Origin of the sequence: Micromonospora sp. A202, assembly GCF_006715105.1 — a bacterium.
In the GTDB taxonomy this organism is placed as follows: Bacteria; Actinomycetota; Actinomycetes; order Mycobacteriales; family Micromonosporaceae; genus Micromonospora; species Micromonospora zamorensis.
In genome coordinates this window covers 1,886,616-1,898,915 of the sequence record NZ_VFMP01000001.1, presented here as the reverse complement: position 1 = coordinate 1,898,915, position 12,300 = coordinate 1,886,616, and the positions used below count along the sequence as shown (strand labels likewise).

At 70.3% G+C, this 12,300-nt stretch carries 9 protein-coding genes, 3 pseudogenes and 1 riboswitch; of the genes and pseudogenes, 3 read left to right on the top strand and 9 right to left on the bottom strand.

Going from position 1 to position 12,300, the window contains the following annotated elements; translation table 11 throughout:
- Positions 1 to 81 precede the first annotated feature (81 nt).
- The gene (locus tag FBZ33_RS08750) at positions 82 to 1,410 is read left to right on the top strand and encodes a polysaccharide pyruvyl transferase family protein (RefSeq protein WP_141908657.1); all 1,329 of its coding nucleotides are present in this window, start codon (positions 82 to 84) and stop codon (positions 1,408 to 1,410) included.
- A 27-nt stretch (positions 1,411 to 1,437) separates the two neighbouring features.
- Here the strand turns inward: FBZ33_RS08750 and FBZ33_RS08745 are convergent, their stop codons facing one another.
- The 5 genes from FBZ33_RS08745 to FBZ33_RS08725 all read right to left on the bottom strand — a co-directional run bounded on the left by FBZ33_RS08745 (position 1,438) and on the right by FBZ33_RS08725 (position 6,432).
- On the bottom strand, positions 1,438 to 2,190 hold the full coding sequence (locus FBZ33_RS08745; protein ID WP_141908656.1) for an alpha/beta fold hydrolase: 753 nt from the start codon (positions 2,188 to 2,190) through the stop codon (positions 1,438 to 1,440).
- Positions 2,191 to 2,322: 132 nt separating this feature from the next.
- Entirely contained in the window at positions 2,323 to 3,171 is an 849-nt protein-coding gene (locus FBZ33_RS08740) for a C39 family peptidase (RefSeq protein ID WP_185755254.1), read from the bottom strand.
- Positions 3,172 to 3,404: 233 nt separating this feature from the next.
- Positions 3,405 to 3,546: riboswitch (cyclic di-AMP (ydaO/yuaA leader) on the bottom strand.
- Positions 3,547 to 3,830: 284 nt separating this feature from the next.
- Positions 3,831 to 4,601, bottom strand: a complete 771-nt coding sequence (locus FBZ33_RS08735; protein WP_141908654.1) for a hypothetical protein — start codon at positions 4,599 to 4,601, stop codon at positions 3,831 to 3,833.
- 132 nt (positions 4,602 to 4,733) lie between these two features.
- Positions 4,734 to 5,087 (bottom strand): hypothetical protein, encoded by a 354-nt coding sequence (locus FBZ33_RS08730; protein WP_088947198.1) that lies wholly within the window; start codon positions 5,085 to 5,087, stop codon positions 4,734 to 4,736.
- 91 nt (positions 5,088 to 5,178) lie between these two features.
- Positions 5,179 to 6,432 (bottom strand): acyltransferase, encoded by a 1,254-nt coding sequence (locus FBZ33_RS08725; protein WP_141908653.1) that lies wholly within the window; start codon positions 6,430 to 6,432, stop codon positions 5,179 to 5,181.
- Positions 6,433 to 6,694: 262 nt separating this feature from the next.
- Here FBZ33_RS08725 and FBZ33_RS33300 point away from each other — a divergent pair.
- A pseudogene (locus tag FBZ33_RS33300) lies at positions 6,695 to 6,870 on the top strand (spore coat protein); the annotation flags it as partial.
- A gap of 205 nt (positions 6,871 to 7,075) precedes the next feature.
- The gene (locus FBZ33_RS08715; protein ID WP_141912515.1) at positions 7,076 to 7,708 is read left to right on the top strand and encodes an alpha-ketoglutarate-dependent dioxygenase AlkB; all 633 of its coding nucleotides are present in this window, start codon (positions 7,076 to 7,078) and stop codon (positions 7,706 to 7,708) included.
- 26 nt (positions 7,709 to 7,734) lie between these two features.
- On the opposite strand, the gene FBZ33_RS08710 is transcribed toward FBZ33_RS08715, so the two are convergent.
- The 4 genes and pseudogenes from FBZ33_RS08710 to FBZ33_RS33695 all read right to left on the bottom strand — a co-directional run.
- Positions 7,735 to 8,253, bottom strand: a complete 519-nt coding sequence (locus FBZ33_RS08710) for a TrmH family RNA methyltransferase (protein WP_141908652.1) — start codon at positions 8,251 to 8,253, stop codon at positions 7,735 to 7,737.
- A gap of 249 nt (positions 8,254 to 8,502) precedes the next feature.
- On the bottom strand, positions 8,503 to 11,085 hold the full coding sequence (locus FBZ33_RS08705; RefSeq protein WP_370453078.1) for a DNA topoisomerase (ATP-hydrolyzing): 2,583 nt from the start codon (positions 11,083 to 11,085) through the stop codon (positions 8,503 to 8,505).
- A 147-nt stretch (positions 11,086 to 11,232) separates the two neighbouring features.
- Positions 11,233 to 11,865: pseudogene (locus tag FBZ33_RS33700) on the bottom strand (LAGLIDADG family homing endonuclease); the annotation flags it as partial.
- A 171-nt stretch (positions 11,866 to 12,036) separates the two neighbouring features.
- Positions 12,037 to 12,291 (bottom strand): annotated as a pseudogene (locus tag FBZ33_RS33695) (DNA gyrase subunit A); the annotation flags it as partial.
- Positions 12,292 to 12,300 lie beyond the last annotated feature (9 nt).

Genomic DNA, 12,300 nt, shown 5'->3' with positions numbered 1-12,300 from the left:
AGATGTGCCGCCTCCCGGGACACTGCCGGGCGATCTCCGGGGTCGGACGCCACCGCCGCCGGTCGAGAGGTGGAGCCACCGATGCATAAGCGGATCCTGCTGCGCGCCCGCAAGGGCCCGTTCGACGTCCTCAGCGCCGAGGAGACGTACGAGCGGGACTGGATCGGTAAGAACACCGGCAATCTGGTCTTCAGCCACGCCGCGCACAAGCTGCTGGCCACCTCCACGGCCGAGATCACCGCGTCGCGCTTCCGGGCGGACCCACGCGACGCCGACGAGATCAACGAGAAGTACGACGTCTTCGTGATACCACTGGCCAACGCGTTCCGTCATGACTACGCGAAGCGGCTGACGTCGATGGCCCGGCTGATCGAACGGCTGAAGATCCCGGTGGTGGTACTCGGGGTCGGGGCGCAGACCGACGTGGACGGCGACCTGGAGCAGCTCCGCCCGATCGACGAGCCGGTCAGCGCGTTCTGCCGGGCGGTGCTCGACCACTCGCACAGCATCGGCGTACGCGGCGAGATCACCGAGAACTACCTGCGCAAGCTGGGTTTCTCGGCTGTCGAGCAGATCGGCTGCCCGTCGATGTTCCTACACGGCGACAGCCTGCGCATCGAGAAGACGAAGGCGACCCTGGGCATCGACGACCGGCTCGCGTTCGTCATCTCGCCGTACGTCAAGGCGCTGGCCCCCCTCATCCTGCACCACCACCAGCGCTACCCGAACCTGCGCTACGTGGCACAGGACCTCTACACCCTCGGCACCCTGCTCTACGGCGACGCGCCGAAGCTGCGCGGCAAGACCGCCGACATGCCGATCCACACCTCGCACCCGCTCTTCGTCGAGGACAAGGTGCGGATGTTCATGGACCCGTGGCCCTGGATGGACTATCTCTCCGGGTTCGACTTCGCCTTCGGCACCCGGATCCACGGCACCATCACGGCGCTGATCTCGGGCATCCCCGGCTATCTGCTGGCGCACGACTCGCGCACCCTGGAGCTGGCCCGATACTTCGACATCCCGCACCGGTTGTTGCGCGATGCGCCGGCCGACGTTGACGCTGCCCAACTCTATGCGGAAGCCGACTACACGGCCCTGAACGAGGGCCACAAGGAGCGCTTCGCGCGGATCACCGCGTTCCTCGCCAAGCACGACCTCGGCCTCTCGTTCGCCGATGGAGACAGCGCCACCCGCTTCGACGAGCAGGTCCGCCAGACCGTCTACCCACCTGCGGTCCGGCCGGTCTCCTCCTACTCTCCCGAGGAGTTGCTGACGCGCATCCAGTGGCTGCGGGACGAAACCCGGACGCTCCAGACAGAGGTCAATACCCTCCACGCGCGGTCACTGCGCGGGCGGGTCAAGCAGGCCGTCGCCGGCCGGGTCCGCCGGATGCTCGGAGCCAGGTGACCAGCCACCGCGTCCGCTTCATCCAGCTCACCCGCGTCGGTACGGGTCGAGCAGCGCCAGCACGGCAGCCGGGTCCTCCACGTGTGCGTTGTGGCCGAGACCGGGCAGCGTGACGACCGGTACGCCGTACGCCTTGAGCTGCTCGTCGGTGACCAGCGAGTCGTGTTCCCCGCGGGCCAGCACCACCGGCACGTCGGTCGCCGCCAGCAACGGGACCAGGTCGGGCTCGCCGACGCCGAAGGCTGTCGAGTCCATGGCGAGGCGCCACCGGCCGTCGACCTGACGCAACCCGGCGTCCACCACCGGATGATCCGGCGGGACCAGGCCGACCAACCCGGAGACGCGCAGGTAGCGGCGGGCGGCCTCGGTGCGACTGGCGAACCAGCTCACCGGGCGCGCGGCGAGCTCGGCCGCGCGGGTCAGCTCGTCGGGTGACCAGACCGCCTTGATGCCCAGCCCGACCACCGCGTCCACCGGCATCCCGGCGGCGCGGGCGGCCAACGCCAGGCCGACCACCCCGCCCAGCGAGTGCCCGAGCACGACGATCCGGTCGTCGGCGACCAGGCCGTGGGCGATCCGCTCGGCGAACCCATCAAAGGAGTACGACGGCAGCGGGGCCGACCAGCCGTGACCGGCAAGGTCCGGTGCCAGCCACCGCCCGGGCCAGTGCTGCTCCAGCAGTGGGGCCGAGGGCAGCCAGACGTCCCCGGTCGCCCCCATCCCGTGCAGCAGCAACAGGATCGGCCCACGGCCTGCCCGGCCACCTGATTCATCCACCACGGCCGCAGTCTCCCACGGTTCGCGACCAGGTACGAGGGTCGTCGATGCGGCGCAGGCCTGACCGCTCGGTGAAGACGCCGCGGGCGCCGGCCCTTGTGGGGGACGGCGCCCGAAGCGGTCAACGTGCCTGGGTCAGGCGGAGTAGCCCCGGCTGGCGATCCAGTTGGCCAGGTCGATCGTGGTGATCCAGTACGACGCGTCGGCCGGGTTCGCCGAGTCGGCGATCCGCACGGTCCGGCCGTTGTCCTTGTAACCCACGACGGCGATGTAGTGACCGCCACCGTAGGAGTGCCAGCCGCCGTTGGTGTCGGTGGCGTCACCGACGACGTTGGCGACCACGCCACGGCCGTCGGTGATGGCCTTGACGACGTCGGCCTGGAGCTGGTCCATCTGGGCCGGGCTGGGCGCGCCGGCGAACATCCGGGTCCGGTACGGAGAGCCCTTCACCTCGGCGTTGAGCACCCGAGTGGTGTCCAGGGCCGAGTTGGTGCCCATCTCGCTGGTGCCCAGCTCGGCGCCGAGTTCGTTCTGGGTGCGGTCGATGCCGGCGGCGCTGAGCGCGTTACGGGTGGCTGCCGGGCCGCAGTTGTAGTACGTGTTCTGCGCCTCGTAGTCGTAGTCGAGCACCTTCGTCGCGGGCGGCTTCGGCCGCTCCGGCTTACGGGTCAGGTCGGGATTGCTGCTGGCCTTGGCCGTGGGTGACGCGGCGGTGGTGGTCGGGGCTGCGGTGGTCGGCGCGGCACTGGCCGACGGGGACGCCTCGCGCACCTCGCCGCGGGAGGCGGCGACGTCGCTGCGCATCTCGGCGACAGTGGTCGCGGTGCGCTGGCCGGCCGGCGCGTCGTCGGCGGTGGTGAGCAGGGCGCCGGTGGTGGTGGCGATGGCGAGGGCCGCGGCGGAGGCGGCAACGATCTGGTACGGACGCTCGGTGGTGAGGCGGCGGAGCTGACGCTTCAGGGTGTGCTTCACGGGGTCCTCCACGGATCGGGGGGAGAGCGGCACACCGGGGCCGGACCGGCATCCGGGCAGGCGCCAGCGCGCGGACGATGGTCCGCGGATGGTGAACCGCTCAGGGGAACGCCCGGCGCGGCCGGGCGGTTAGGCGATGACCCGGGGGGGTCAGCTCACCGTCACTGGACGAATGAGCGGGGGCACCGCTACGCCGTGGAGGCGAAGGAACAACCGAGGGGTGGAAAGGTGCTGCACGAGGATGGAACTCCTTCCGACACCGCCTACCGGGTTAGCTGACGGATTCGGGCGGGAAGATCGCCCTACCGCGGGCCATGGCTCGCGGATTCACCCCGGACTTACTGATGGGTCCCCGGTTCGTTCATCACGATTGAGCGGGTCGGCGCGGCGTCGCCTCTTGCGATCGGTTACCGCACCGGACAGGACGACAGTACTGGCCGGCTCTCACCCTGCCAAGCCGGGTTCACCTGTGTAAACCCCAATCGGCGCGACAATTTCTGCGCGTATTGCCGCTGACGTGACTCGATGGGACAAGCGGTTACGGTGACGCCAACGGGCGACAACCGGACAGGTCGCCGATAATGCGGCCACAATCACGGGGACAATCGAGCCAATCGTGCCCGACGCCCGATTCGCCATAGACATGACCGGGCTCACATAACGGATCGGGCTCAACCCGCGCGAGCCGGGCGCCAACGTGCCACGAGGGCGGGACGGAACACCCGGGTAGCCGCCCGGCGGGCGGGTACCGGGTTCGGCCGCCGCCGGGCCGCTGCCGCGTACGCCTCCTCGGCGAGAGTGCGGGCCGACTCGGCGGCCAGTTCCGCGTCCCGCCAGGCGGCCCGCTCCCGGGTGGCTGCGGCCTGGTAGTCGGCCAGCCTCGCGTCCCGGATCGCCCGGCTCAGCAGCACCTCCTGCTCGACCGGGTGCCGCCGGGAATCCCAACCGTGCCGGTGCCCGAACACGTCGCCGAACTGCGCCATGGTCAGGTCGCCCCGCCAGTGCGCCGCCGCCGCCGCGCGATGCAGGTAGCGCTCCCGGGAGGCGTACTCGGCGGGGGTGCGGGGGGTATGCGGGGTGGGCAGCGCCCCGGCTCCCGCGAAGCGACGCGCGGCCACGTCCGCCTCGTCGTACCTGCCCCAGGCCCGCTCCACCTGCTCCTGAGCGGTCAGCCAGGAAGCCCGTCGCCGCCGGGCGTTCTGCCCCGCGCCGGCCGCGGCGACGGCCACTTCCTCGGCGTACCGGCGCAGGTCGACGGCCTCGGCCTCAGCCAACTCCCGGGCGGTAGGCGCCGCCGGGGCCGGGTCGTCCGTTGGCCGGTCCCGCTCGGGGCGGGCGGCCAGCACGATGAGTACGCCCAGTGCCAGCAGGAACAGGGCTGACCAGATGGCGGCGGCCTGCGGCACCTCGGTCACGAACTGGTAGAAGACGACGGTCTCCATGGTCGGCACCTCGGGGAGAGAACAATGCGGTGGGAGCCCCACCGGCCACCGGGCCACGGTGGGCCACGGATCGGCGAGGTGCGGGACGGGTGGATCGACAGGGCGCGGCGACGGGACGCTCGTCCCGGTGGATCAGCGCCCGGGTGGAGCCCGGGGCGCCCAGCTCCTCGGACCATCCACGAGGGGCAGCCGTTCAGACCCGGCCGCGCACACCAGCGGCACTCCGGCCACCACGATGACGCCCCGGCCGCGCAGGGCCGGGTGCGAGTCGACTGAGCAGACCGGGAAGGCCTTCTCGGCGGCTCCCTCAGCGACCGCTGGGGCCGCGTGCACGGTCGGCGTTGGCGCGGCGGTCGGCGTTGGCGCGGCGGCCGAGGCCGGGCCTGCGCCAAGCGCCAGGGCCGCGACGACGGCGAGGCTGGTCAGCACCCGTGTCGCCCAGCGCGCCACCCACCACAGGGGACAGGTGAACGCGACCGGAAGCACGCCCCGACGCTACCGTCACGCCGGCCCGGGCGCATCGACCACGGGCGTGTCGGCGTACGCCGCGCCGACCGCGCTGACCAGTGCGGACGCCTCAGCGCGACTCGGCGTACGTCGATCGGCCGCTGGCCTGCTCGACGTCGCCGACGGCGGCTTCGCCGGCCTGGGCCTGGGTCCCGACGCCATCGGCGGTGCGGTCTTCGCGGCCGTTGACTTCAATGCTGGCGGTGCGTTGCTGAGGGACGGCCACCTGGCGGGCCGGGCGGCGTGGAGCGAGCCGGCGCATCATCGGGGTCTCGACGAAGCGGTGCAGCAGCCCGGCGAGGACCAGGTTCACCAGTAGGAAGCCGAGCACCGCGACGGGGCCACGCCAGCCCTGGAAGCCGGTCCCCCAGTCACCGCTCCAGCGCAGCACGCTCGTCATCACCAGCACGTGCACCAGGTAGAAGGCGAAGGAGACCTCGCCGAGCCAGACCACCGGTCGGGACCGCCACGGGGAACGCTTACCTCGGACGTCCGCGTCCGCGGCGGCAGTGATCACCAGCAGATACGCCACCGCGAGCAGCGTGGTCCACAGCTCGGCGCGAATCCATTCTGCCGCTGCCACCCAGGTGGCCAGGAAGATCACGCTGGCTGCGGTCAGCCCCGGGCCCCGCCAGAGGCCACGGCGCATCAGCTCGGCCGCCACCGCGCCCATCCAGAACTCCAGCGACCGTACGGGCGGGAAGATCTGCGTGAACCACCAGCGGCTCGCCTCCGGCACCAGGTGCTGGGCCGGCCAGAGCGCGAGGATCAGCAGAGGTAGCGCGACGATCAGCACCCAGAGCAGCTTCGGCCGGGCCCGGCGCAGCAGCGGCAGCGCCAACGGCAGGCAGAGGTAGAAGAAGAACTCGCAGGAGAGCGACCAGCTCACGGTGTTGATGCTGTAGAACCAGCCCGGTCGGGGATCCCAGGCCTGCAACAACAGCAGGTTCTCCAGCGCGACCGCCGGCAGGACCGGGTCGGCGAACCACCAGGCGACCAGCAGCGCCACCCCCCACAGCACCAGGTGATTCGGATAGATCTTGGCGACCCGTCGCCGCCAGAAGGTGCGCCGGGAGTCGCCTACGCGGGCCGACCAGACCAGCACGAAACCGCTCAGGATGAAGAAGAACTGCACCCCGGACAGGCCGAGGGTGAACAGCGCGTCGACCACGGCCTTGTAGTCCGGCTCGGCGATGATCCGCATGGTGCCCGCGTGGAATCCGAAGACCAGCAACGCGGCGATCCAGCGCAGCCCGGTCAGCGAGGGCAGCCGGGCCGGCGCGGGGGTGGGCCGGGCAGCCGTCTCCGCGGCGGCGCTCGTCATGCTGGGATCCCGACGCTCGGCAAGGTCACCAGCACGTGCGTGTCCTCCTCGGTACGACGTCGGACGGCGCGACGGCGACGCCCGCGACGGCCCAGCAGGGGCCGTACCCGGGGCACCCTACCCGGGGCACTCCCGGGTGAACCGGACGCGTTCCACCCCCGCCAACGCGGAATGGGTAGGCACAGGCTGCCCTGGTGGCGGACCGGACCATCCGTGGGCGTTAACCTTTTTCCGGGCGGGAGTTCAGAGATTCCACCAACGTCGGCAGATCATCCGGCCGGTCCCGCCCACCACCTCGCTACCGAAACTGATCACCGAAGCTGACTTGGTGGTCAGCGCCGCAGGCACGTCCCCTGGGAACTCTGCTGCCTCGGCGCACCCGCCGCGTTGGTCTGCGTGGTCGACAACCAGAGCGACTCGTACACCCGGCTGGTGCGGGTGTTCGACGCCGTACGCCCGCCGGCGTAGGCGACTGACGCTGTCGCACGCGAGCGACGCCGCGCCCGCCACGGTCACGCTCGATCCTGGAAATAGTCCCCTCGATCGCACGGGCACTACATCCAGGATCGAGCACGATCTTGAGGGATCCGCGTGGCACAGGCATAGCACGGGTGTACGAAAGGACTGCTAGGGTGGCCGCATGATGCAGGCCGCCTACCAGCCGTCGATGCTCGACCTCGCCGACGCCGAGCCGACCCTGGGGCCACTGCCCGGTCAGATCCGACGACACCAGCTCAGCCGGGGCGCCTGGGTCGACCACCTCCCGGGCTGGGTGCGCGGCTCCGACGCCGTCCTCGACACCCTGCTCACCGAGGTGCCCTGGCGTGCCGAGCGGCGCACCATGTACGACACCGAGGTCGACGTGCCCCGCCTGCTCTGCTGGTATGGCGGCGACCGGCAACTCCCCCACCCCGTGCTCACCACGGCACGGGCGGAGCTGACCCGGCACTACGCGCCCGAGCTGGGCGAGCCCTTCGTCACCGCCGGCCTGTGCCTCTACCGTTCCGGACGGGACAGCGTCGCCTGGCACGGCGACACCATCGGCCGGTCAGCACACACCGACACCATCGTCGCGATCGTCTCCTTCGGAGCACCCCGACCGCTGCTGCTGCGCCCACGTGGCGGCGGCGGCAGCCTGCGCTTCCCGGTGGGCCACGGCGATCTGATCGTGATGGGCGGCTCCTGCCAACGCACCTGGGAACATGCCATCCCGAAAACGGCCCGCCCCGTCGGCCCCCGGGTCAGCGTGCAGTTCCGCCCCGTCAACGTCGCCTGACGTTGGCGGCGCCACCCCGGCCTGCCCTACAGCAGGCCGGCGAGTCTGTATAGGACCAGCGACCCAGCGACGGCGACGTTCAGGCTCTGGCCGTGCCCGACCATGGGAATCTCCACGGCCGCGTCCAGGTAGTCGAGTGCCTCGGGCGGGATGCCTGTCGACTCGTGCCCGAGCAGCACCACGGTGCGCCCCCGAGCGGCGGGCAGGTCACCGAGTCTGACGGCCTCGTCGGCCAACTCCACCCCGAGAATCCGGGAGCCGGCGGCCCGTTCGGCGGCCAGCCACCGCAGCGGGCTGCCGACCCGGTGGACACAGCCCGGCCGGCGCAGGGTGTTGCCCCGGGCCAGAGCCTCGTCCACCCACCGGAACGGCGGCACGGCCAGGCAGGCACCGACCGCGTCACAGGTGCGCAGCAGGGTGCCCAGGTTCGCGCCGTGCAGCGGCCAGAGCGGGGCGGCGATCAGATGACCCCAGCAGCGATGCTGGCGGGGTCGGCGGGCGGCACGCAGCTCACGCCTTGGCCGGACCCGGATGGCGGCGCTCACGCCGCGCCGGCGACTCCGCCGGACAGAAGAAAGATCATGTGAGAGGTGCTTGGCGGCGCACCCAGGCCATCACCGACAACAAGAACCCTCACCATACCCCGCGCGCGGACCGCGTTCAGACACCAAAATCCGCGCAACTTCAGGGAAAGCGCTGCCTGCGGCATGTCCGAGGCAGCAACTCCCCCGAAGTTGCGCGGATCTTGAGGTCGGGACACCCCGCACGCCCCGGGGGGCGGCGGGGTTGGTGGGTCAGTCCCGTTCGATGAGGTGGCCTACCACCGTTGGGCCGAGCATCACCGCGAAGCCACTGCCGTCGCGGCGGGGGTCCGCCGCCGGCAGCTCCACCGGATCGCCGGTGCCGGTCGCACCGACCGGGCGCGGCCCCACCCAGGCAACCGCCACGTCCGTCTCACCCTTGAGGAAGCGGTGCGCGCGCACGCCGCCGGTCGCCCGGCCCTTCGCGGGGTACGACTTGAACGGCGTCACCTTGACCGTCGCCCCGGTGGAGGTGACCACCATCGGCTCGCCGTGCCCCGGGTCGTCGGTGCGGACCGCGCCGAAGAACGTCACCCGCGCCCCGGCCGGCAGGTTGATGCCGGCCATCCCGCCGCCCTTGAGGCCCTGCGGACGGACCAGCCCGGCGGGGAAGCGCAACAGCGACGCCTCCGACGTGACGAACGTGAGCGATTCGGTGCCGTCGGTCAGCCAGGTCGCCCCGACCACCTCGTCACCGTCGCGCAGACCGATCACCTCGAACTCGTCGGAGCGCACCGGCCACTCCGGAGCGCAGATCTTCACCACGCCCTGTCGGGTGCCCAGCGCCAGCCCCGGCGAGCCCTCCGCCTGTCCACCCAGGGGGGCCAGGCCGACGACGCTCTCCCCCGCCTCCAACGGCACCACCTCGGCCGCGGACATCCCGCCTCGCAGCGACACCGTGCCGGCCTGCTCCGGCAACACCGGCAGCGGCAGGACGTCGACCTTGAAGGCCCGGCCAGCACTGGTCAACAGCAGCACCCGACCACGGGCGGTGGAGTGCGCAATGGCGCGTACGGTGTCGTGCTTGACCCGGCCGTTGCGTCGGCGCCCCTCGGAGCTCTCCTCCGACTCGGCCGCGGTCCGGGCAACCAGCCCGGTCGCGGAGAGGATCACCTGGCACGGGTCGTCGGCGACCTCCAGCGGCCCGGCCGGCACGGACGCGGCCAGCACCTCCTTGAGGTCACCGTCGACAAGCGTCGTACGCCGTTCGGTGCCGAACTGCTTGACCACGGCGGCCAGCTCGTCGGAGACCAGCTTCTTGAGCACCCGCTCGTCGTCGAGGATCTTGCTCAGCTCGGCGATCTCGGCGCGCAGCCGCTCCTGCTCGGCCTCCAGCTCGATCCGGTCGAACTTCGTCAACCGGCGCAGCGGAGTGTCCAGAATGTAGGTGGCCTGGATGTCGGACAGGCCGAACCGGCTCATCAGCCCGTCCTTCGCGGCCTGCGCGTCGTCACTGCCCCGGATCAGCCGGACCACCTCGTCGATGTCCAGCAGGGCGATCAGCAGACCGTCGACCAGGTGCAGCCGCTCCTGCCGCTTGCGCCGACGGTACGAGGTGCGCCGGGTGACCACCTCGTAGCGGTGGGCCAGGAAGACCTCCAGCAGCGCCTTCAACCCCAGCGTGCGCGGCTGACCGCCGTCCAGGACCAGGTTGTTGACGCCGAACGACTGCTCCAGCGGGGTCAACCGGTAGAGGTCGGCGAGCAGCGCCTGCGGGTTGACGCCCACCTTGCACTCCACGACGAGGCGGGTGCCGCTCTCCCGGTCGGTGAGGTCCTTGACGTCGGCGATGCCGGTCAGCCGCTTGGTCTTGGTGACCTCGTTGGTGATGGCCGCGATGACCTTCTCCGCACCGACGCCGTAGGGAAGCTCGACCACGGTGATCGCCTGGCGACCCCGGCTGCCCTCGATCGGGCCGATTTCCACCTTGCCGCGCATCCGCACCACGCCGCGCCCGGTCTCGTACGCCCGGCGCACCTCGTCCAAGCCGAGCAGCACCCCACCGGTGGGCAGGTCGGGGCCGGGGACGAACTCCATGAGTTTGTCCAGAGTGGCGTCCGGGTGGTTGATCAGCCAGCGGGCCGCCTGGACGACCTCGCCCAGGTTGTGCGGGATCATGTTGGTGGCCATCCCGACCGCGATCCCGGACGCGCCGTTGACCAGCAGGTTGGGAAATGCGGCCGGCAGCACTGTCGGCTGGGTCAGCGACCCGTCGTAGTTGGGCTCGACGTCGACGGTGTCCTCGCCCAGCTCACCGACGAGCAGCATGGCCTCACGGGACATTCGTGCTTCGGTGTAACGCGAGGCAGCCGGGCCATCGTCTGGAGATCCAAAGTTTCCATGCCCGTCGATGAGGGGCACGTTGAGCGAGAAGTCCTGTGCGAGGCGAACCATCGCGTCGTAGATCGCCGTGTCGCCGTGTGGATGGTACTTTCCCATGCAGTTGTGGACGACGTAGCCCTCGGCAACGAAGGCGTGCTCGTCGCTGCCGACCTGAATGTCGTAGGTGACGTCGGGCGACACCGGCTCCACCGAGGTGACCCGTAGGAAGGATCCACCGACCAACGCGTCCAGCCGAGAAGCGAGCGGTGAACCGAGGCGGTGGAGTTTGCGGATCCAGCCGTCTCGTACCGCACGCTCTAATTGGAAAGATCGTTCAGCGAGCGGGACGCCATTGCGGTCCTTGCCATATCGCACCTTCGGTCCGCCGCTAGCCGAGAGGGAGTCGCGGAACGCTTGGCCATCCCGGTCCCGAAACCACCCGCCGCCCTGGTGCGCGGCCGTGAACGCGGCCATGACCGGGGCGTACGGCAGCCGGTCATTGCCCTGCTTGCCGCCGTACTGGTAGTCGATCTCGGCGACCCGTTGCAAGTCGTCGTGCTTGTAACCGATCCGCACCCACGGCAGCAGAAGACGGGCGAGATCCGAGGCGTCCCGGCCGCTGACCGACAGGCCATGAAGAGGGTGTTCCTGTGAGCCACGACCGCTGGTCCAATGGTGCCCATGTAGCCCCAGGTCGGCAAGCATGGCGTAAATCTGCCGCACCAGCACCTCGCTGGTACTGACGAAGACAACCTCCCGAAAACGCTTACGAATGTAGCCGTCTCCATCGAAGAAGCCGGCGAGAAATGGCACCCAGGCCGACCGGTCGCGAATGATGTCGGCGGGCACGCACTTGTCGCGGCTGAGCGGCCGCGTGGCCTCTAGCAGTCCTTCGTGTCGGCTGAAGGTAAGAATGTGCTGGTCGCGATGCAGCGGATTCTCGGCCTCACGCTTTCCTCGGGAAACGTTCAGCCCACTGGCGATGGCCCAACCATGGGCGACATCGAGCGGCTCAATGTCACACATGTGGATCCGGACCCGACCGTCCGCCGCGCGAGATCGGTGCACTGGGAAGCCCTCGGCTACCAGCAGCCCGCGCACATAGTCGTAGATGTCGCCGGTCGGTGTTGACACCACATTTCGGCGGCTGCCGTACGCCAACGCCAGTCGCCCCGGGAGGTCCCGAGCCTCCACCCATTGAACCGAAAGGTCATCGGCGACCACGCGGAAGCGTTGGCCCGGCGTGACGAGCATCGTGTGCCCGTTGCTCCAGGTCACGCGCACGAGGTCGGACACTGGATTCTGATAGACAGCGGTCACCGGCACTGGTGCGCCAGCACCATCCAGAACGAGGTCACCGACCTCGATCTCCTCGATGGTCCGAAGGCCAGCGGGCGTCGAGACGAGTGTGCCGGCGACGAAGCAGTCACCCACAATTCGGGCAGACTTCACATGCCCGCGATCCGGGCGGTAGCCCTGCTCGTACATCGACCAGAGGATGCGCCGGTGCACGGGCTTGAGGCCGTCGCGCGCGTCGGGCAGCGCGCGGGAGTGGATGACCGAGAACGCGTACTCCAGGTAGGAGTCGGACACCTCGGTGACCAGCGGGTTGTCGAAGACCCGCGCGCCGGCCTGGTCGAACGAGGAGAGGTCGACCTTGTTTTCCTTACGGCGTGCCATGACTCAGCT